The sequence below is a fragment of the Vreelandella sulfidaeris Esulfide1 genome, from assembly GCF_054072535.1.
In genome coordinates, this window is the sequence record NZ_CM133364.1 from 1,423,298 (window position 1) to 1,444,545 (window position 21,248).

Annotated in this window: 20 protein-coding genes; 7 read left to right on the forward strand and 13 right to left on the reverse strand. The window is 53.6% G+C overall.

Annotation, left to right across the window (positions count from 1 at the left end):
* Positions 1–28 precede the first annotated feature (28 nt).
* The 6 genes from ACW44H_RS06520 to ACW44H_RS06545 all read left to right on the forward strand — a co-directional run bounded on the left by ACW44H_RS06520 (position 29) and on the right by ACW44H_RS06545 (position 7,051).
* Positions 29–988 carry a C4-dicarboxylate TRAP transporter substrate-binding protein gene (locus ACW44H_RS06520; RefSeq protein ID WP_457507880.1) on the forward strand — a complete coding sequence of 320 codons (960 nt, stop codon included), beginning with the start codon at positions 29–31 and terminating at the stop codon, positions 986–988.
* Between the two features lie 95 nt (positions 989–1,083).
* On the forward strand, positions 1,084–1,578 hold the full coding sequence (locus tag ACW44H_RS06525) for a TRAP transporter small permease (RefSeq protein WP_113268296.1): 495 nt from the start codon (positions 1,084–1,086) through the stop codon (positions 1,576–1,578).
* Positions 1,575–2,864: a TRAP transporter large permease gene (locus tag ACW44H_RS06530; RefSeq protein ID WP_457507884.1), complete on the forward strand. Its 1,290-nt coding sequence runs from the start codon at positions 1,575–1,577 to the stop codon at positions 2,862–2,864. The genes ACW44H_RS06525 and ACW44H_RS06530 overlap by 4 nt, the downstream gene beginning before the upstream one ends.
* A gap of 35 nt (positions 2,865–2,899) precedes the next feature.
* A complete protein-coding gene (gene uxaC / locus ACW44H_RS06535; RefSeq protein WP_457507886.1) occupies positions 2,900–4,321 on the forward strand; it encodes a glucuronate isomerase in 1,422 nt (473 codons plus the stop codon).
* A gap of 30 nt (positions 4,322–4,351) precedes the next feature.
* Positions 4,352–5,563, forward strand: a complete 1,212-nt coding sequence (gene manD, locus ACW44H_RS06540; protein WP_457507888.1) for a D-mannonate dehydratase ManD — start codon at positions 4,352–4,354, stop codon at positions 5,561–5,563.
* Positions 5,564–5,572: 9 nt separating this feature from the next.
* Positions 5,573–7,051, forward strand: coding sequence for a mannitol dehydrogenase family protein (locus tag ACW44H_RS06545; protein ID WP_457507890.1), 1,479 nt, complete (start codon positions 5,573–5,575; stop codon positions 7,049–7,051).
* 86 nt (positions 7,052–7,137) lie between these two features.
* On the opposite strand, the gene ACW44H_RS06550 is transcribed toward ACW44H_RS06545, so the two are convergent.
* The 4 genes from ACW44H_RS06550 to ACW44H_RS06565 all read right to left on the reverse strand — a co-directional run bounded on the left by ACW44H_RS06550 (position 7,138) and on the right by ACW44H_RS06565 (position 11,532).
* On the reverse strand, positions 7,138–8,637 hold the full coding sequence (locus ACW44H_RS06550) for a sodium:solute symporter family protein (protein WP_457507892.1): 1,500 nt from the start codon (positions 8,635–8,637) through the stop codon (positions 7,138–7,140).
* Between the two features lie 153 nt (positions 8,638–8,790).
* Positions 8,791–9,183 (reverse strand): RidA family protein, encoded by a 393-nt coding sequence (locus tag ACW44H_RS06555; protein WP_457507894.1) that lies wholly within the window; start codon positions 9,181–9,183, stop codon positions 8,791–8,793.
* Complete coding sequence (locus ACW44H_RS06560) at positions 9,180–10,667, reverse strand: N-acyl-D-amino-acid deacylase family protein (protein WP_457507896.1); 1,488 nt, start codon at positions 10,665–10,667, stop codon at positions 9,180–9,182. Before ACW44H_RS06560 ends, ACW44H_RS06555 begins: the two co-directional genes overlap by 4 nt.
* Position 10,668: 1 nt before the next feature.
* Positions 10,669–11,532: a MurR/RpiR family transcriptional regulator gene (locus tag ACW44H_RS06565; protein WP_457507898.1), complete on the reverse strand. Its 864-nt coding sequence runs from the start codon at positions 11,530–11,532 to the stop codon at positions 10,669–10,671.
* 124 nt (positions 11,533–11,656) lie between these two features.
* On the opposite strand from ACW44H_RS06565, the gene ACW44H_RS06570 reads away from it, so the two are divergent.
* Positions 11,657–12,865 (forward strand): amino acid deaminase, encoded by a 1,209-nt coding sequence (locus ACW44H_RS06570; protein WP_457507900.1) that lies wholly within the window; start codon positions 11,657–11,659, stop codon positions 12,863–12,865.
* A gap of 52 nt (positions 12,866–12,917) precedes the next feature.
* Here ACW44H_RS06570 and ACW44H_RS06575 read toward each other — a convergent pair whose 3' ends face one another.
* From ACW44H_RS06575 to ACW44H_RS06615, 9 genes are all read right to left on the reverse strand, one after another.
* Positions 12,918–13,712 carry an IclR family transcriptional regulator gene (locus tag ACW44H_RS06575; RefSeq protein ID WP_457507902.1) on the reverse strand — a complete coding sequence of 265 codons (795 nt, stop codon included), beginning with the start codon at positions 13,710–13,712 and terminating at the stop codon, positions 12,918–12,920.
* Between the two features lie 61 nt (positions 13,713–13,773).
* Positions 13,774–14,526 (reverse strand): 2-dehydro-3-deoxy-D-gluconate 5-dehydrogenase KduD, encoded by a 753-nt coding sequence (gene kduD, locus ACW44H_RS06580; RefSeq protein WP_457507904.1) that lies wholly within the window; start codon positions 14,524–14,526, stop codon positions 13,774–13,776.
* 24 nt (positions 14,527–14,550) lie between these two features.
* Positions 14,551–15,381, reverse strand: a complete 831-nt coding sequence (gene kduI / locus ACW44H_RS06585) for a 5-dehydro-4-deoxy-D-glucuronate isomerase (RefSeq protein ID WP_457507906.1) — start codon at positions 15,379–15,381, stop codon at positions 14,551–14,553.
* Between the two features lie 33 nt (positions 15,382–15,414).
* Entirely contained in the window at positions 15,415–16,689 is a 1,275-nt protein-coding gene (locus tag ACW44H_RS06590; RefSeq protein WP_457507908.1) for a TRAP transporter large permease, read from the reverse strand.
* Positions 16,686–17,228 (reverse strand): TRAP transporter small permease, encoded by a 543-nt coding sequence (locus ACW44H_RS06595; protein WP_457507910.1) that lies wholly within the window; start codon positions 17,226–17,228, stop codon positions 16,686–16,688. The genes ACW44H_RS06590 and ACW44H_RS06595 overlap by 4 nt, the downstream gene beginning before the upstream one ends.
* Entirely contained in the window at positions 17,228–18,226 is a 999-nt protein-coding gene (locus ACW44H_RS06600; protein WP_457507912.1) for a TRAP transporter substrate-binding protein, read from the reverse strand. Before ACW44H_RS06600 ends, ACW44H_RS06595 begins: the two co-directional genes overlap by 1 nt.
* A 300-nt stretch (positions 18,227–18,526) precedes the next feature.
* The gene (locus ACW44H_RS06605) at positions 18,527–19,207 is read right to left on the reverse strand and encodes an HAD family hydrolase (RefSeq protein ID WP_457507914.1); all 681 of its coding nucleotides are present in this window, start codon (positions 19,205–19,207) and stop codon (positions 18,527–18,529) included.
* Positions 19,204–20,178 (reverse strand): 2-hydroxyacid dehydrogenase, encoded by a 975-nt coding sequence (locus ACW44H_RS06610; RefSeq protein WP_457507916.1) that lies wholly within the window; start codon positions 20,176–20,178, stop codon positions 19,204–19,206. Before ACW44H_RS06610 ends, ACW44H_RS06605 begins: the two co-directional genes overlap by 4 nt.
* A 77-nt stretch (positions 20,179–20,255) precedes the next feature.
* Positions 20,256–21,239: a sugar kinase gene (locus tag ACW44H_RS06615; RefSeq protein WP_457507918.1), complete on the reverse strand. Its 984-nt coding sequence runs from the start codon at positions 21,237–21,239 to the stop codon at positions 20,256–20,258.
* Between the last annotated feature and the right edge of the window lie 9 nt (positions 21,240–21,248).

Genomic DNA, 21,248 nt, shown 5'->3' on the forward strand with positions numbered 1-21,248 from the left:
AATAAATGGATGTCTTTAGGAGCTTAAAATGAAACTCACAAAATTACTTCCTGCTCTTGCCCTGGTAGCCGCAAGCCATTCGGCTCACGCCGCTTACCAGCTTAATGTCTCAATAGCGCTAAGCCCTCAAGATCCTATTGCTCAGGCAATGGAGAATGCTAAACAGGCGATTGAGGAGCGTTCAGAGGGGGAATTGACCATTCAGATTTTCCCTAATAGCCAGCTTGGTTCTGACGAAGACGTGATCGAACAAATCCGCAGTGGTGCCAATATCGCTATCTTAGTCGATGCTGGTCGCTTGTCGGAGTATCAACCCGAGTTGGGTATCTTGAGTGCTCCTTATTTAGTTGAAGACCATAGTGACTATGACCAAATCACCACCTCTCCACTTTACCTGGATTGGGTCGAGGGGCTGGCAGAAGCCAGTGGTTTGCGACTGCTCAACTATAACTGGTTTCAGGGGTCACGGCAGATGCTGACCCAAAATGAAGTAAACACGCCAGAGGATTTAAATAGTGTACGAGTGCGCACTATCAACTCCCCTGTCTGGGTGAAAACCATTGAAGCGATGGGCGCCACTCCAACGCCACTACCTTGGTCAGAAGTTTACTCGGCGCTACAGCTAGGTTCGATCGATGGCGCTGAAGCGCAGCTAACCGCTGCCGAAGGTCAAAATTTGCATGAAGTTATTACTCACGTGGCACTAACCAATCATATTCATTTGATGACCGGTATTGCGACTTCTGAACAGTGGTACCAGGCGTTACCCGATGAGTTACGCTCAATTCTTGATGAAGAACTACTCAATGCCGGTGATGCTGCGAGCCAAGCAACGGCAGATGCCCAAGATTCGGTGCGCGAGCGGATGGAAGCGGCAGGCGTTACGTTTTCTGAGGTAGATATGCAAGTGTTCCGCGATCAAGTAGGCAGCGTCTACGAAGAGCTAGGTTACGACCAGTACCGTGATGAATTGCTTTCTGGAGAGTGAGCCTCAGCCCCTGCCCATTAGGGTGGGGGCTTCTACCTTTTTCTCTTTTGCTATTAGGTAACTATCCAGATGCTCTTATAGGGCGAGGAATATGTATGTGGCATTGGTACGATAAAGGTGAGGAGTGGCTGGCTATTATGCTACTCGGTGGTACCTCTCTCACCATGTTAGTTAGCTCAACGGCTAGAGCGATAGGAAATCCATTTGCAGGTGGTGCTGAGCTTGCGCAGTTTTTATTCATATGGACCGCTGTATTAGGGGCTGACATTACCCTGCGCCACGGTGGCCAGGTGCGAATTGATGCGCTCGTGATTCGTTTGCCAATTAAATGGCAGCGCCTTATTACTAGCCTGTGTATTGGAATGATGATGCTCTTTCTAGCTCTTTTAACCTGGTATGGCTTTGCTTTAGCCGCATCAAACTGGCAGCGTCCTATGGGAGTGGCAGGGCTTAGCTATGGGTATATCACTTTAGCTCTTCCTGTTGGTGCCCTATTGATGATGCTCTCAATGATTCGCCGTGTATTCACTAACGGCATTATCGGAAGTTTGGTTGCTGACGATGATGACATTGTGGAGGAGGCGTTATGACTGCTGCTTTACTGCTCGGGTTCGGTTTGCTTCTGATGGCGATTGGTATGCCTGTTGCCTTTGCCATTGGCATTGCGGGGTTCTCTTACTTTTTATTGCCCGAAACGTTTTTACCGACAGGTATTGCTGTCCAGCGCATTGTGTCCTCAACGCAATCATTTCCGCTATTGGCTGTTCCGTTGTTCATATTTATCGGCCATCTGATGAATGCTAGTGGTATTACTCCACGTCTGGTCCACCTTTCTACACTATTAGCGGGATGGATGAGCGGTGGCTTAGCCCAAGCAAGTATTGTTTTAAGTACTCTAATGGGTGGGGTATCAGGCTCAGCAGTAGCGGATGCCGCGATGCAATCCCGCGTGCTGGGTAAAAGCATGGTTGAGGGAGGTTACTCGCCTGGATTTACAGGCGCAGTGCTTTCTATCGGGGGGCTGATTACCGCGACTATTCCACCCAGCATAGGTTTGATCCTCTATGGCTACTTGGGTGAAGTGTCTATTGGCCGTTTATTTATTGCGGGGTTGGTACCGGGTTTTCTATTAATGGTCGCGTTAATGGTGACCACGTACATTGTGGCTAAGCGCCGTGGCTACCAGCCAGTCAGACAGCATCTTCCTACTGGTGGTGAAGTGCTTAAGGCCTTACGAAGCAGTATCTGGGCAATTCTATTTCCCGTATGGCTCTTGGTGGGCATTCGCTATGGGCTTTTTACCCCCTCTGAAGCGGGAGCTTTTGCCGTTGCTTATGCCTTGTTGGTTGGCTGCGTAATACACCGAGTAATGGGTATTAAAGAGATACTTAATGCCATGCGTGCCAGCGTAAGGGATATTGGCATGATCATGCTCATTATTATGTTCTCAGGCATTATTGGTTATGTTGTCTCTTTTGAAAGGGTGCCACAAACAATTGCTGAACTAACGCTAGGCGTATTTTCTAGCCACATAACACTGCTACTTGCAGTGGCTGTAATACTTGTTTTACTAGGTATGCTGTTAGAAGCCACTGTTGTCGTAATGCTATTAACGCCCATCCTTGTTCCCGTTATTAAAGCTGCCGGTGTTGATCCTGTTCATTTTGGGCTGCTAATGATGACACTTGTGACTTTTGGCGGAATGACACCACCCGTGGGCATATCTATGTATACCGTCTGCGGCATTTTGCGCTGCTCTTTTTACGATTATAGCCGTGAATTACTGCCTTTTTCTGTTGCTGTGTTTATTGTTGTTCTAGGCATTCTTTTCTTCCCCAACATAGTGCTGTTTTTGCCCAACTTACTGCTTGGTTAAATTACCTGTAACACTCAAATGATAGAGGAGCGAAGATGAAATTTAACGATAAGATTGAGTTTATGGGTAAAGACTTCCTTCTGGAAAACGAAGCAGCCCGTCGGCTTTATCATGAGCACGCGTCTATTATGCCGATTTGCGATTACCACTCGCATCTAGATCCAGGCGAAATAGCGAATAATACCCAGTTCGATAATTTAACTCAGCTATGGCTAAAAGGGGATCACTATAAATGGCGTGCAATGCGCTGCGCAGGCATCGCTGAACAGCGTATAACAGGAGATGTCAGTGATCGGGAGCGCTTTCAAGCATGGGCAGAAACCGTACCCGATTGCCTAGGTAATCCGCTTTATCACTGGACGCATCTCGAGCTTAAAAAACCGTTGGGAATAGACAATATCCTGCTTTCGTCAGATACCGCCGAGGAAGTCTGGCGGGAGTCTCAGCATCGGTTGGCAACGCCTCAGCTTAGTGCTCATGGCATGTTGGAGAGCTTTAACGTACGTACTATTTGTACCACGGATGATCCCGTCGACAGCTTGGAAATACATCAACGGCATTCGAAAGCTGGGGCTGGACCTACCATGTTACCGACGTTTCGTGCCGATTCAGTCTTGAAAATAGAGCCACCTGGCTTTGTCGACTACCTTGCTACGCTTGAAGTGGCTAGTGGTGTGACGATACAGCGCTACGATGATTTGCTAGCGGCACTGTTCCAGCGTCTCGAACATTTCGAGAGTTTAGGCTGCTGCCTTTCTGATCATAGCCTCGAAAAGCCTGTTTTTGTTGAGCCTCCTGCTGTTCATGAGTTGGACCGGATACTCGACCGCAGAAGGTGCGGAAAAGAACTGTCCAGCGAAGAGGCGCATGGTTTTACCACCGCGGTACTGCTATGGCTCGGCAAAGAGTATGCCCGTCGGGGTTGGGTGATGCAGCTTCATATTGGCGCTTTGCGCGATTTAAGCCAGCGTGGTCGACGGGAAATAGGCCCTAACAGTGGTTTCGATGCCATTGGTGATGTCACTTACGCAGAACCCTTAGCGGCGTTGCTGGACGCGCTTGATAGTCAGCACCAACTACCACGAACGGTGCTTTACAACCTCAACGCTCGTGATAACGAAATGTTGGCCGGGCTTGCAGGTTCCTTTCAAGGCGATGGAATTCCAGGGAAAGTGCAGTTTGGAGCCGCTTGGTGGTTTAACGACCAGCGTGATGGTATGGAACGGCAGCTAACAACTCAGATGCAATTCGGACTGTTGCGACATTTTGTAGGCATGCTGACGGACTCTCGCAGTCTTCTCTCGTTTTCCCGTCATGAATATTTCCGACGTATTTTCTGCCAAATGCTAGGCGCACAAATTGAGCGTGGTGAATTGCCCCGAGATCTGGATCGTGTTGGGGAGCTGGTTCGCGCGGTGTGTTACGACAACGTACAGCGCTACCTTTTCGAGCGTTAATTTCTTCTTACTTCTTGTGATGGATTTACCATGATCATTAGCGATGCTTATTTAATCGTAACGTCCCCAGGCCGAAATTTTGTCACGCTAAAAATTGTTACCGAATCAGGAGTGTATGGGATTGGCGATGCTACTTTAAACGGCCGCGAGCTGGCGGTCGTCGCTTACTTGGAAGAGCATGTATTACCGTCATTGATTGGACGTGATGCAAGCCGTATTGAAGATATTTGGCACTTTCTTTATCGCGGTGCTTACTGGCGGCGGGGGCCAGTAACGATGACGGCGATCGCAGCAGTAGATGTAGCTCTATGGGACATCAAGGCCAAGGTGGCAGGTATGCCACTTTATCAACTACTGGGCGGTAAAAGCCGGGACCGGGTCATGGTGTATGGCCATGCAACGGGGCGTGATATCGAAGCGTGCCTGGAAGAGGTCGCCCGCCATGTGAAGGAAGGTTATAAAGCGGTGCGCGTTCAAGCCGGCGTGCCTGGTATTGCCAGCATCTATGGTGTCGCCAAAATAGATGGTGAGCCTTATGAGCCTGCTGATGCCGAGTTGCCTGCTGAGCATGTTTGGTGCACCAGTAAGTACTTAAACCATGTACCTAAGCTGTTTGCCGCGGTACGGGAACGCTTTGGCGACGACCTGCACGTGCTGCACGATGTTCATCACCGCCTTACCCCCATTGAAGCCGCCCGTTTAGGCAAAGAAGTTGAGCCCTATCATCTATTTTGGCTCGAGGACTGCGTGCCTGCTGAAAACCAGGAGGCGTTTGGGCTTATCCGTCAACACACCACCACGCCCCTGGCCGTTGGTGAAGTCTTTAACAGCCTGTTTGACGCCAAAACCTTGATCGAGAATCAGTGGATCGACTATATCCGCGCTACCTTGACCCACGCCGGTGGTATTACTCATGTGCGCCGAATTGCCGATTTAGCAGGTCTTTATCATGTGCGTACCGGTTTTCACGGGCCGACGGATCTTTCGCCCGTTTGCCTGGGAGCAGCGATTCATTTTGATACTTGGGTACCCAACTTCGGTATTCAGGAGTATATGCCCCATACCAACGCGACGGATGAGGTCTTTCCTCACGATTATCGGTTTGAGGATGGGCACTTCATTGTGGGTGAAACCCCTGGGCATGGTGTCGACATCGATGAAGGCTTAGCCAAGCAATACCCTTATAAGCGGGCCAGCCTACCGGTCAACCGGTTGGAAGATGGCACCTTGTGGCACTGGTAGGAGAGACTGATGCCAAACGTTAAGCTGATCTCATCCTCAAGCAAGCAAAATAGCCAGATAGCGATCGTCCACTTGGGCTTAGGCGCTTTTCACCGCGCCCACCAAGCGGTCTATTTAGAACGTTACCGCCAACGCAGCGGTGATGATACGTGGGGCGTATGCAGCGCTAACCTACGTTCTAGCTTTGGTTTAGTCGACGGCTTAAGTGCGGCAGGGCATCGCTACCATGTAGCGGAGTACGCCGATAGCGAAAGCATCACGCTACGTGAAATTGGCGTTATTGAAGAAACACTATTCTCGGGTCGTGATGGCGCGGACGAAGGTATGGATAGCTGGGGCCGAGACCGAGAGGCGCTACTGGCGCGAATGGCGTCTGCGGATACCCGTGTTGTTACGTTAACAGTCACTGAGAAGGGCTATTTTCTAAACCCCGCCAGTGGTGATTTAAGAAACGACGACCCGATGATCGTCGGCGATATTGCTTCTCCTCAGCAACCCCGAACTGCTCCAGGGCTGCTAGTGGAAGCGTTAGCGCGGCGGCGAGAAGCGGGCATTGCTCCCTTCACCGTGCTTTCTTGCGACAATATGCCTGATAACGGTAAGCGAACCCGCCAAGCGGTGGTGCAACTGGCCGAGCAGCGTGACGCAGACTTGGCTAGCTGGATCGCCAATGAAGTGGCTTTTCCCTGCAGTATGGTGGATCGCATCGTCCCCGCCATGACCGACGCCGACTTTGAACGTTTGGCGGTTTTGGGCGTGAACGACCCTAATGCCGTGGTGTGCGAAGCGTTCACTCAGTGGGTGGTCGAAGACCATTTCCCCACGGGGCGACCGAGCTGGGAAGCCGAGGGCGTTGAGATGGTGGCCGACGTGGCGCCATTTGAAACCATGAAGCTGCGTATGCTCAATGGCAGCCACTCCTTGCTGGCTTACCTGGGGGCCTTGGCAGGTATCGAAACGGTTTATGAAGGCGTCAATAATGCCGAACTTCGGTCGCTGTTGCGCCGATATATGCTTGAAGAGGCGGCACCCACGCTTGTGATGCCGGAGGGAATCGATTTAGACGCTTACGCTGACTCGCTAATGGCACGCTTTGCCAATGACAGCCTACGTCATCGTCTGCAGCAGATCGCGATGGATGGCAGCCAAAAGCTTCCACAGCGCTGGCTTTCCGGAGCGCTGGAACGTAGTACCGCTGGTCAAGCTTCGCCCTGCGTGGCGCTGGGAGTGGCGACCTGGATTCGCTACACCGCGGGTCAAGACCTACACGGCAATAGTTACCCCGTGGATGATCCGCTAGCCAAGCGCTTTGCAGAGCTGCACCAGAAGCATGGTAGCGATCCCAGCGCGCTGGTAGCGGCCTATTTAGCTATGGACGATGTAATGCCTAATGCATTGGCACAAGATGATGCGTTTGCACAGGCAGTGCTGGTGGCATATCAAGCACTAACCCATGGCGGATTGAATGAAGCACTAGCGGTGCTATAGTCCGGTTAAATAGTCCCGTTAAAAATAAAACCCCACTGATTGATTCAATCAGTGGGGTTTTTTTATTGCGCTCTAATGACTAGCGATTAGCGAGTTGCAGCGGGCGCTTCAGCACTGGTCAGCGTTGGTTCGGGCACTTGTTCCATACGCTGGCGTTCTTGGTCAAGAATTGCCAGTGCCTGGGCTGAGGTGACGCGAGAAGCGGGTGTCACTAGGCTCACAACCACCCCGGCTACCAGCGCTACTAGCACGGCGGGAATGCTTGGGTTGCCCCAGAACGCTGTCCAATCGCTATTGGCGATAATGGTTAAAGAGGTCGCTGAGGCAAAAATCAGCGTCGCGATGGCGCCCTGCCAGTTATAGCGTGACCAGAAACGGCCCAGCATGGCGCTCACAAATAGCCCTGAAAGAATCGTTGAGATCATACGGGTGATATAGGTGATGACATTGTCTGAGGCCAGCGCGAATAGCAGCGCCAGACCAATGGTGGCCACCAATGCAATACGCGAGAAGCGCACTACATTTCGCGCTGAGGGCGTGCGGCCCGTTGCCAGCACATACAGATCGCGAATCAGCGTGGAAACACCGGCAATCGCATCGGAGCTCGCGCTAGACATGGTGGCGGAAAGACCCGCTACCAGTAGCAGTAGTCCTAATCCTAGGGGCATAATTTCAGTGGCCAGGAAAGGGAAGGCGAAGTTGCTATTTTCGAGCCCAGGGTTAAGGGCGTGGGTGGCCATACCAATAATCGCGGGAATGATCGAAAAGCCCAGGTAAAGAACGCCGGTGATTAAGAACGAGCGGCGTACCGACTTAACTGATTTGCCTGAGTAGATGCGCTGACGAAAGGAGGGCGTAGCAAGCACGCCAATGGCAATGACGGCAGCTAGTGACAGCGCAGGCAGCGCACCAATTTGATCAATACCAAGAAAGCTAGTGGCACCCGCTTCCATACCTGTCGTAAGGCCTGAAAAGCCGCCAACCTCGATCAGTGCCAATATTGCCATTAAGATAAAACCCGCGAACAGCACAACTGCTTGAATGGTGTCAGTCCAGATAACCGCAAAATACCCCCCCACCACGCAGTAAATGCCGAAGCCTAACGCCACTAGAATACGCGCAGTAGTTAGGTCGATCCCCGCCATCCAGGAGAGGTATAGACCGCCGCCGAGGATATGGGCGCCGAGCCAGCCGATGCAGGCGATATAGATGAGAAGGGCAACGACGTTGCGTACCAGTCGGTTTGCGCCAACGTAGTAGGCCAGCTCTTCACTCATGGTCATAAAACGCAGCTTACGTACGGGGGCAAAACAGACCGCGAGTAGCAAAATACCTACGGCGCCCCCAAGCCCGTATAAGGCGCCTGCCCAACCGTTGGCGTAGCCGAACCCGACGGCGCCCATGCTGGAGCCGGTTCCCACCATCGTCGCTACTGTGGTACCCACGGTAAGGAATAGTGGAACGCTTCGTCCGCCGAGTAGGAAGTCATCGCCGCTGTCGCGCTTATGCCTTGAAACCCACCAACCAAACGCGATCATCGCGATGATGTAGAGCACAAAGGTGATAAGGAATATTTGACTGTTCATGGTAACCTCTTGTCGTTGTTTATCCGGCCGTTGCCGCGGCCGAAGGTAGGCAATGGAAGCGATTACCGCGGGGCTTTTTATCCTAATCACGCGGTAATCTGGCGCTGCACCCTTGCCGGGGTGCGGCGCTTTTTTTGTACTAACGTTGAGTGTCTACACGCGATCAGCGCGGAAGCACTTCACGTCAACCTCTACTTTGCAATCCACCACCAAGTCTTGAACGCTGCAGATACGTGCCGGTGGGTTTTCGCCGAAGACTTCCTTAAACACCTTGTTGAACGAGGTGAAATAGCGCGCATCGGTCAGAACGGTGGTGACATGTACGACGTCTTCAACGCCGAAGCCTGCTTCTTGCATAATGGCCAGGCAGTTATCGAAGGCGAGGCGGGTCTGCTCAACAATGCCGCCTTCAACGACTTCGCCGTCGGTCATGGGTGTTTGGCCGGAGACGTATAGCCAGCCACCTGCCTCTACGGCACGGGCAAAGGGCAGCTTCTGACCGCCGGTGCCTACGCCGCCTTCCGTGCCGTATCGAGTAATGCTCATGGTGTTTGCTCCTGGTTGGGTTGAAAGGTGGGGATCGATTGAGCAATGCGCTCTGTTCTGCGCAGCATCCTGCCAGCGCGTTGGTCTGAAATTGCACCTTTGTGATAGGCGATTTTGCCGTTCACTATGACCATTTCGATACCTTTAGCGGCTGCGATAGGGGCCTCATAGTTCGCCGTATCTTCGAGTACCGCGAGATCAAAAAGGGTGAGATCTGCGTAGGCGCCTATACGAATGACGCCGCGATCCGTTAAGCCGAAATTGGCGGCTGAAAGGCTGGTCATCTTGCGCACTGCTTCTGCTAGTGGCATTAGCTTTAAATCGCGGCTGTAGTGGGCCAGCACGCGCGGAAAGGCTCCCCAAAGGCGCGGGTGGGGGTGTGGGTCGTTCGGTAATCCATCGGAACCGACCATGGAGAGCGGATGCGTTAACACTTGCTGCATATCCGCTTCACTCATGTTGTGATAAACCGCCCCCGCCGGCTGTAGTTGCTTGGCCGCATCTAACAGTGATACCCCCCATTCTGCGGCGATCTCTTTTAACGGGCGACGCGCCTGCTCAGGGTGCGGTGTCGACCAGGTAATAGTGATCTCAATTTCATCCGTGACCTGGCCTAAATCCAAGGTGGAAGAGCCTGCGGTGTAGGGGTAGCAGTCGCAGTGGGCGTGCTGATGCTGAGCGGCAGCCTCTAGCTTACTCAGCGCCTTGCCCGCGCCTCCCCAATTGCCTGCGCCTGCGCATTTAAGGTGCGAGATCACCAGAGGTACCTGGCCATTGCGAGCGGTGGCAAATGCTTCGTCCATGGCATCCAGCAGGCCCGCGAACTCATCCCGAAGATGGGTGGTATATACGCCGCCTGATTTCCCAACGGCGGCCACCAGAGGAGCCATTTCGGTGGTCGGCGCGTGTATCGCGTTGCGATAGGCAAGCCCTGAACTAAGCCCTAATGCGCCCTCATCCAGCGCTTGGCTTAGCAGCATCTCCATTTGTGTAATTTCTTCAGCAGTGGCAGGCCGGGCAAAGCTATCCATCACTTGGCTGCGTAAACTGGTATGCCCTACCAAGGCGGCGACGTTAATACTGGGTGCGGCAGCGTCCACGGCATTGGCATAAGCGCTGAAGCTTGAGTAGCGAAAGTCATCTAGCTTGCCCAATAAATTCATGGGGTCGGGTACGTCGTCGGCAAGCGTCACGGGGCTTGCACTGATGCCACAGTTACCCACCACAACGGTAGTAACCCCCTGGGTCAGCTTTGGCAGCATCTCGGGTGTGCGAATGACGTTGGTGTCGTCGTGGGTGTGGACATCGATAAAGCCAGGGGCTAGATAGCGCTCTTGGGCGTCAATAATGTTGGCGGCGGTGGCGTAGGGCATATCGCCGATGGCACAGATACGCTCACCTTGAATAGCTACATCGGCACGAAAATGGGCTGCGCCGGAGCCATCCAGTACGTTGGCGTTACGAATCAGCAGGTCGTAAACCATCTTAATCTCCTAGTGGCTGGCGGTTGTCGCCACCGCGATGGTCATCGAGGCTAAGCTTGAGACGACGCAATTTAGTCCGTGATCGCTCGCGGTGGCGCATGGCAAGTTCAAGCGCTAACACATCGATGACCGCCAGCATGGCGTAGCGGGAAGCTGAAGGGTGATAGATGAAGTCGGTTTCCCGCGAGGTAATCGGGAGCACAATGTCGGATGTGTCGGCTAAAGGAGAGTTCATGGCGGTGATGGCAATTACTTTTGCGCCGTACTGCCTGGCAATTTGTGCAGACTCCACCATCTCTGGCGTATAGCCTGTGACTGATAGCACGACGACGACGTCATTCGGCTCAAGGGTTGACGCTACCATACGGGGCAAGAGTGCTTGCGGGTAAGCGCAGATCGCATAGCCAAGGCGCACTAAACGGAACTGAAACTCTTGGCAGAGAATGCTGGAACCGCCCCCCGCGCCAAATACCAATATCTGACGCGCTTTATCCAACTGTTCGACTGCGCCTGCCACATCGGCCTGGGCGAGTAGTTCACGGTTAAGCGCGAGGGTTTGCGTGGCAATGTCGTACACCACGCTTGAGCTGTCTTCGGGTGTTGCTTCTTGTATAAAACGGCGGCCTGCCGCTAAAGCGCGTGTTAAGCGCGTTTTTAAGTCGCGCACGTTAGTACAGCCGATAGCGCGTGCAAACCGGGTGACACTGGCATCACTCACCCCCGCGCGCTGGGCGATCTCACCGATACTCGCTTCGGTAACAAACTCGATGTCAGCAAATATCAGCTCGGCGACTTTCTTTTCAGCGTCGCGCAGAGCAGCAAAGTCAGTGGTAATACGTGACAAGATATCGATTTCTTGGCTCACCGAGGACTCCTATTGGTTGCCTTACCTAAAAAATATGTTAGTTTCTAACTTGAAGTCAATAGTTGTGAAAATAACTAACATTGATGCGTTTATTTAAACAGAGAACGAGAGAGGAAATGGGCGAATGCAAACGACGTCGTTAGCGGTGGATAAGGGGAGTGTCGAACTGGAGCCCAATGTGCTGTCCGGTGTTAGCCTACCTGCGGCGGTCGTGTTTGAAGGCCCGCTGACACATAACGTTGCGTGGATGCAGCGATTTGCGGAAGCTCACGGTGCCCACTTGGCGCCTCATGGCAAAACCACCATGACGCCCGCGCTTTTCCATCGACAGCTCCAGGCAGGGGCGTGGGGAATCACTCTTGCCACCGCGCCCCAGTGTCGTGCGGCTTTCGCTAATGGCATTACTCGCATATTGATGGCCAACCAACTGGTCGGCCAGGCCAATATGGCCATTATTGCTAGCCTGATTGAGCAGGGCGCTGCGTTTTACTGTGTGGTCGATAGCCATGAGAACGTGCGCCAGCTCGGGCGTTTTTTTGCGGAACGAGGATTGACGCTATCGGTACTTATTGAGGTAGGCGTGAAGGGTGGCCGCTGTGGCTGCCGCAATCAGCAGCAAATTCTTTCGCTGGCGGAGGTAATTGCTAATGAGCCAGCACTTTCTCTGGTGGGACTAGAGGGCTATGAGGGTGTGGTTCACGGGGATAATCCCGAAACCGGCATACGTGCCTATGCTAAATACCTGGTGGATATTGCCGTTGAGCTCGAGGCTGCTGAACGCTTTGCTGAAAAGAACCCAATTGTCACCGCGTCAGGTTCCGCCTGGTATGACGTGATTGCGGAGGCCTTTCAGGGCGCACCGCTGCAGGGAAGATTTACCCCCGTGCTACGCCCAGGTTGCTACATTGTCCACGATCATGGACTTTATCGTGAAGCGCAATCAGCGGTGTTAGACCGCCGGCCGGATTTGCAGCAGGGGCTCGAGCCTGCCCTGGAAGTCTTTGCCCAGGTGCAGTCGCTTCCCGAACCTGGGCTTGCCATTGTGGCGCTAGGTAAGCGTGATATCGGACATGATCAGCTACCTATTGCCCTGCGTCGTTTCCGGGAAGGAGGCGACTCCTCGCAGCCATTATCGGTGACTGGTTGGGAAGTGATGAAAATTATGGATCAGCACACGTTCCTGCGACTTCCCGACGAGGCCCAGGATGTCGAGGTCGGCGATATCGTCGCGTTTGGCGCTTCTCACCCCTGTTTAACCTTCGATAAATGGCGTCAGATGCTGTTAGTGGATGATCAACTTAACGTTAAAGAGCGTATGGCGACTTACTTTTAGCGCCCTGTTATTGAGAAAACCGTTATAGAGAGCGCCGTTATACAGAGCACATTTAGCTCGTTGTATCTGTTGGTAGGCGCCCGCCAATAGCCAGTGTCAGGGCGTCTGCCAGCTCCCCTAGCTGCTCACGGCAGCGATCGATGCTGGGAACTTCCCGGTGCATCGCTTCTGGAATAAGCGTGAGGTAAGGGATGGTGATAACGGCTTCGATAACGTCATGAACCCCGAAGACGGGGAAGCTGATATTCGTTAACCCCTGGACTTGAGGGCTTGGCCCCACGTGGTAGCCACGCTGGCGAATCGGATCAAATAGCGCCCGCGTTCGGTCAACTTCTTGTTGCGTCGCATCGCTGGCGCCGAGTATCCGCTCGCGGCGTTGCTCATCCAAGAACGCTAGCATGACTGCTCCCGAGCCAGAGCCGCATATATCGATCTTGGCTCCCAGACGCAGCCCAAAGCCCATCTTGTCGGGGTTTTCGTACTGGGCCACTACTAATAGATGGCCAGGACGAGCAACGCTAAGATGACACGACTGGGAGATTTCATGGCACAGCTCTTCCATGCGCGGTAGCGCAGCCTGTACTAACCGCTTGGTGGGCGGGAAGCGGTGGGCCATCTCAAACATCTTTAGCGTTAGCTGATAGCGGCTACCGCTATCATCCATGCTGACGTAGCCACGATCCCGCAGCACCATCAGCATGCGGTACATCTCATTGGTTTTACGGCCGATCTGCTCGGCAATCGCTGGGGTGCTTAGCGGCTGGGGAGATTGGGCAAGCAGCTCCAAAATATCCAACCCTTTCTCTAAGGCAGGGGCGTGGTACTGCGTTTCAGCCTTCTCCTTCATTCAAGCTCCCTTACTTGATTGCCTATCGCTCGTTGATCGTGGCGTTAACCAAAATGCTTGGTTAGCGTGCCAGCCAGCCGCCGTCTACCGCCAGGGTATGCCCATGCACGTAGCGGGCGGCATCGGAGCATAAGAATATCACAGCGCCGGCTAAGTCTTCCGGCGTGCCCCAACGTCCGGCGGGGATGCGGCCAAGAATTTCAGCATGGCGCTGGGGGTCGTCGCGCAACGCTTGGGTGTTGTCGGTGGCCATATAGCCAGGGGCGATGCCATTAACGTTGATGTCATGGCCCGCCCACTCATTGGCGAGCAGGCGCGTTAGACCGAGAATGCCGCTTTTGCTGGCAGTGTAGGAGGGCACACGAATGCCGCCCTGAAACGACAGTAATGAAGCGATATTGACGATCTTGCCCGGCGCTTTGCGCTCGATAAGGTGTTTGGCAACCTGCTGTGCGAGAAAGAAAGCGGCTTTCAAGTTAACGTCAATGACGTCATCCCAATCTTGCTCTGAAAATTCAACGGCTGCTGCCCGACGAATAATCCCCGCATTGTTGACCAGGATATCCACCTTGCCCGCTTGCGCAATCGCCTGTGAGACAATCTCGCTAGGTGCTTGGCTGCCTAGCTCAGCCGTAATGTCGTAAAACTGGCGCCCTAGGGCCTCCACCTGCTGGCGTGTGTCATCAGCGGGGCTGCGGTTGACCCCCACAATATCGGCACCCGCCTGAGCCAGTGCAATGGCAATCCCCTGGCCCAGCCCTTTGTTGCAACCAGTCACCATGGCAACTTGGCCGTTCAGCGAAAATAGTGTCATTGGTCACTCTCCCTGGGTAGTGGTTTAGCGCAACTCTTTGGAAGCGATAAAGTCCATATCATCGTAGGTCAGGTTTTCACCGCACATACCCCAAATAAAGGTGTAGCGGCGAGTGCCAAAGCCGCAGTGAATCGACCAACTGGGGTGAATCACGGCTTGTTCGTTGGCAACCACGATATGCCGGGTCTCTTGGGGTTCGCCACACAGGTGGAACACCACATCGTCTTCACTCAAGTCAAAGTAGAAATAAACTTCCATGCGCCGTTCGTGGGTATGGCAGGGCATGGTGTTCCACATACTGCCGGGCTCTAACTGGGTAAGTCCCATGGAGAGCTGGCAGGTATCCAGGACATCGGTGTGCAGGTACTTATTGATGGTACGCACATTACCGGTTTCAGGGTCGCCAAGGGTAGTGGGCGAGGCATCTTGCGGACGGATATGGCGAAGCTGGTAACGTACATGGGCTGGCGTTGAGTTGATATAAAAGCGCGCAGGCTTGGTCGCATCGAGGCTCTCAAAGCTGACATCACGGCTCTCTTTGGGAATATACAGGCCGTGGTGGGTGCCGAGTTCGACCGTTTCACCGTCGACAGTAATGCGTCCGGGCGCACCAATGTTAATAACGCCCATTTCACGCCGCTCTAGAAAATAATCAACGCCAAGTTCTTTGCCACCGCTCAGGGTAAGTGGTGAATCAGTGGGTACCGCGCCACCAACAATAATGCGGTCAACGTGGCTGTAGGTTAGCGACAGTTGGCCTGGCACCATAATCTTGGTGACCAGCATTTTGTCACGCAGGCCCTGGGTATCGAGGGTTTTAAAATGATCGCTATGAAGCGCTTGACGAATATCCATACGAATTTCCTTTAAGCGTAAAAGTAAATGAGCTCACGAGAACAACGTGAGCGGCCACAGGGTGATAGCCGGAAAGGCAATGACCAGCAGCATCACCAGGAGGTTTGCGAGTAAAAACGGCAGGGCGCCGCGGAAAATGCGCCCAATCGAAAGGCCGGTGATGGATGAACAGACGTTCAGACACATACCCACCGGCGGCGTGACCAAGCCAATAGCCAAGCCACTGATCAACAGGACACCAAACTGCACGGGTGAGATATCGGCCAAGGCAAGCACTGGCAGCACCACTGGGGTAATCAGCAAAATCGCGGGGGTCACATCAATAAAGGTGCCGATCAGTAACACGGCAGCAGCAACCACCAGCAGGAGCAATATCGGGGTAAGATCCAGCCCGCCTAAAAAGCCTGCCAATAATTGGGGTATCTGCTCTATCGAGAGGATCCACACGTACAGCTGACTCATGGCGATAATGATCATCACCGTTGCACTGGTCATGACGGCAGAGCGAAACAACGCGGGCAATTCACGCAGTTTGAGGCTTTTAAACACCACTAACGCTAGAAACAGCGCATAGCCTACGCCTAACGCGGCAGACTCAGTGGCCGTAGCGACACCGCCGACCACCGCACCTACGACAAACACGGGAATTAATAGCGCGAGGACCGCACGTTGTATCACCTGACGTCGCTGTTGAGGGGTTAATCCTGCATGGGCACGGGGATAGCCTTGACGACCGGCCATGAGCGCAATGATGCCCATCATCAGCAGGCCAATGAGTAGACCGGGCACAAGGCTCGCCATAAACATGGTGCCGATAGACTGCTGCGCAGTAACGGCGTAGATCACCATGGGCACACTGGGAGGAATGATCATGCCCATGGTGGAAGAGGCCACGGTAATGCCGCTGGCGGTCTCGACGCTGTATCCCTTGCGTGCCATCTCCGGAATCATGGCGGAACCCACCGAGGCCGTATCAGACACAGATGAGCCTGATATGCCGCCAAAGATCATCGAGGTGGAAATATTGACGTGCCCCAACCCACCAGGGAAACGGCCTACCAACATCAAGCAGAAGTCGATCAAACGAGCGGTAATGCCTGAGGCGTTCATTACCAGCCCCATCAAAATGAACAGCGGCAAGGCAATCATGGTGTACAGATCCATACCGGACAGTACCCGCTGAGGCAACACGCCAATTAAGCCTGGCTGCATAATCAAAAAATAGACCAACCCCGAAAGCCCTAGCGAATAGGCGATGGGTACTCCTATCAGCAGCAGCACCATTAGGCTAACTAGCAGTAAGATCATGCCTGACCCTCCTGCGCGTCGTCTCGTTGAGCGGAAGGCCGCTCGCCACCCACCAGCACCGCCAAGGAAAATAGAATGACCAGTAGCGCGCCAATAGGGACGCTGATTTGTACTACCCAATTAGGCACATCCAGCACGGCGGAGCGGAAACGACCTACTTGCCCAATCCAGCTGAGACTGAGCCATGCCAAATAGCCATTGAATAACATCACGAGGCAATGGCGTAAGCGATTCAGCCAGACGGCTATTGACTTAGGCAGTGCATCCACAAGCACGCTGATACGGATATGCTCGCCGCGCAAAATGGCGACCGACGCCCCCAGGGCGGTGGAATACACAAATAAAAAGCGCATCAACTCTTCAGCACCGGCAAAGCCAATGCTGAAGGCATAGCGTAATATCACCAGTGCCAAGCAGAGCAGGAAAACCGCCGCAATTAATGCGGCGATCAGATTTTCCAGCAGGCTAGCGAAGCGGCGCATTGCTCGCATCAAGGCGGTATCTTCTGCCATCCGCTGCGCCATTAGAGGAGGGTTCATTACTCCAATACCTCGGTTTGATCGGTCAGTGCGAGGATTTGCTCTAACTGCTCCTGGCTAAAGTCACCACGTTCAACAAAGTGCTCCCAAACAGGAACGACGGCATCTACAAAACCTTGGCGGTGTTCGTCAGCGATGTCATTAATGCTCATGTGCTCGCCCAGTGTGTCGAGGTAGTTGGCTTCGGAAGCTAGCCAAATTTCGTTGGAGCGCGTCATCGTTTCCTGAGCCACGTCGTCGACGATCATCTGCAACTCTTCAGGTAGCTGGTCATACCATTGGGCGCTGATAAAGAAAGGGTCAGGATGGATTTGCCAGTTCAGTAATGACATGTACTCCTGAGCTTCATGGAATTTCATATCGGCGATATTGGAGGGCGGGTTTTCTTGCCCATCGACCACGCCTGTGCGTAGCGCCATATAAGTCTCGGTGTAAGGCACTTGCTGGGGGGAGGCTCCCAACGCTTCAAATGCCCGCAGCGTGGGAGCCAGTGGCGGGGTGCGAATCTTCAAGCCACGGAGGTCATCCACTTGATTGACGGCGCGAACGTTATTGGTTAACTGGCGCATACCGCCTGCAACGCCGGTCACCGGTATATGCAGCTGGCTTTCACGTGCGCCGTCATTAATGGCTTGGCCAAGCTCGCCTTCCATAACATCAATGGCCTGTTCTGGCGTAGTGAACAGAAACGGCATGGTATAGATCAGATAGGCGGGGTTAGCTTGGGCAAACAAGCCACCGCGATAGCCCTGAATAAGCCCCATTTGGACTTGCTGGAGTACGTCCTCTTCCTTCCCCAGGGTGCCATTGAAATAGAGTTCGACGGCGATACGACCATCACTGCGCTCTTCGAGCGCTTCTTTGAAGTAGCGCATGGACTCAGAGCGCGGCGCCTCATCGGTTTGCGAATGAGCGTACTTGAAAGTGAAATCGGCAGCTTGGAGCGACGTGGTGAAGCCAATAGCGAGGCTGGCCATCATTAAGTGGGTTAGGCGCATGGAAGGCTCTCCGTTTTATTGTGATGTTCTTGTTGCGATGCGATGTTTGTGATGCGATGGTTGTTTTCTCAAATATAAAATCTGTTTTTATATTTGATATAAAGCCAAGCTTAACGTCATTACTGTGTAGGTCAATGCTTGGGCTATGCGACATTGGTCGCGATGCGTATTTTCGGTACAGAGAGAGGGGGTTATAAGCGCACAGGCAGTAGCGTCGGCAGGCACGGAAAACATGCCTGTCGAGGGCAGACGTTGGAGAGTTACTTAGCGGCAGTTGATCAGTTAATCAAGCAACTGCGATCAGAAGTTTAGGCGCGCAATGGCGGCGGGAAGCTCGCTGGCGTGGTGGATACCAATCGCTCCTTCGGGGGTGAGTTCTTCATTAGGGAAATGGTTGAGGTGAATCACGTGCATGCCCGCCGCCAAGCCTGCTTCGACACCTACTGCCGCGTCATCGATTACGACGCACTGCTGAGGAGCATGGCCCATAGCGGCGGCGGCTTTACGATACAGCTCGGGGTCGGGTTTCCAGACGTTGAGGGTATAGGCGCTAAAGAGCTTGTCGGCAAAGTGATGGCCTAGTTCGGTGCTTTCCAGCGCACAGCGAATTTTGCGCTCGGGGCCATTTGAGACCACGGCCTTGGGGTGACTGCTTAACTGCTCCAGCGCGGCGACCATACCAGGAATCGCCACCAGCTCGGCACGCATACGGGCTTCCATACGCGCCCGCATACCTGCCTCAAGTTGGGAATATTCGTCTTCTGCCAACGCCTGAAAACACTTTTCCAGGGTTTGCACGATGGTCTGGAAACGCACCCCGCGAAATTCATCCATATACTGACGCGCTGAAAAGGGTAAGCCGAACTCGGGAAGAATATCCCCCATCACCTCGGCAAGCATTATTTCGCTATCCACCAAGGTGCCATCGCAATCGAACAGTAAGCACAGAGGCATGGAAGGGGGCGTGGCGGTGAGCTTCATCGATAGGTTTCCTCATTGACTAAGCTAATTGGCCGCTCACCCTGGAGTGCTAGACGAATATTATCCACCGCTCGCTGGGCCATGGCGTCGCGGGTTTCATGGGTAGCAGAGCCGATATGGGGCAGGGCGACCACATTGCTCATTTTCGGTAGCGGTGATGAAGCGGCTAGCGGCTCCTGCGCAAATACATCTAACCCCGCCGCTTGAATAACGCCATTTTCCAGCGCCTGGATCAATGCGCTTTCATCGACCACTTTACCGCGGGCGATATTGATGAAAATGCCCGAAGGTTTCATCAGCGCAAACTGCTGGGCGCCGATCAAGTGCTCGGTCTCTGCGGTAAGCGGCACAGTGACGCAGACGAAATCAGCCTCAGCCAGCAGCTCGTTGAGTTCGCGGCGCTGCGCGCCAAGTTCACTCTCTAAATCGGGCTTGGGTGAAGCGTTGGAGTAGAGCACCTGCATGCCAAACCCTAGAGCACCGCGTCTGGCAACGGCTTGACCAATGCGCCCAAACCCCACCATGCCAAGTGTTTTTCCGTGCACATCGCTGCCAAACAGTGCGGGTCCAAGGCTTGCTTGCCAATGGCCTGCTTTGACCCACTCGGCTAGTTCAACCACCCGGCGCGCCGCTGTCATGATTAACGCAAAGCCGGTGTCGGCGGTGGTTTCGGTAAGCACATCAGGCGTATTGCACAGCATAATGCCGCGCTTGGTCAGTTCATCAACGGGGATGTTGTCATAGCCAACAGAGACGGTCGCGATGACTTCCAAGTTGGGCGCTGCGTCCAGCAACTGGGGGGTGATCGCCAAGCCCGAACCGATAATACCGTGCGTCTGCGCTAATAGAGCGAGATTTTCAGGGGCATCAAGCTTGGTGGTTTTCGGCAGCTCATCCACCTCAAACAGATCGCTAAGCTCAGCCAGATGGGCATCGCTGAGTCTTCCTTGAACTACTAAACGTTTTTTCATTGTTATCTCCTTGCTGAAAATCCTGTTACTGGAAGCCTGTCATTAAACGCCTGCTAATAAAAGCAAGGCGAGATGCGTCAGGCTGAGTAAAGCTCGGTTTCAAGCGCTTGTAGACGTTCGCGATTAGGTAGGCCTTCCATATCACCCACTACCTGGATGGCTTGGGCGCCAATAAGGTTGCCGCGTTGGGCTGCTTGGCGTGCCGTTCTTCCGTCAAGCAGGGCACTAATCACGCCTACGGCGAAGCCATCACCTGCACCGACGGTATCCACTACCTCGACGACGTGGCAACCGGCCACCGTGAAGCTCTCTTCTTGACCATCCAGGTTGCCACGGTAATAGCTGCCTTCCGGACCCAGCTTGATGATCACCGCCGAGGCACCTTGATCCAGATAGTAGCCTGCTATGTCGTGAGGCGTCTTCTGTCCGGTGAGAAGCTGACCCTCTGAAAGCCCAGGCAATACCCAATCGGCGCGGCCGACGAGTTCATTGAGGGTAGACCGCATAACGCTTTCGCTGGGCCAAAGTGACGGCCGCAAATTGGGATCAAAGGAAATAGTAGCGCCATGGGCGCGGGCCTGTTCCATCAAATGATGGCTAAGCTGGCAGGCGCTTTCGGAAAGAGCAGGCGTAATGCCTGTCGCGTGCAAATGGGTTAGCGATGAAAAATCGATAGCTGAGGCGTCGTCTAAAGAGAGAAAACTGGCCGCACTACCTCGTCTGAAGTATTCAACTCGCGGGTCGGCTCCTCCCTGCGCGCGCTCCTTAAACATCAGCCCCGTTGGATGTTGTTTATCGGTACTGATATAGCGATCGTCGATGCCTTCAGCTTTCAGCGCCTGGTGGATAAAGCGACCTAAACTATCGTTTCCCACTCGGCTTAACCAGCCCACATGAAAGCCTAGTCGGGAAAGTCCAATCGCGACATTGTTATCAGCTCCGGCAAGTCGGCGATGAAAACTCTCAATAGCCGATAAATCCCCTGGGTTATCAGCGACGAACATGGCCATCGCTTCTCCAAAGGTGAGTATTTTGGGGGCTAAAGAACACCTGTTATGCATTGTAATTCT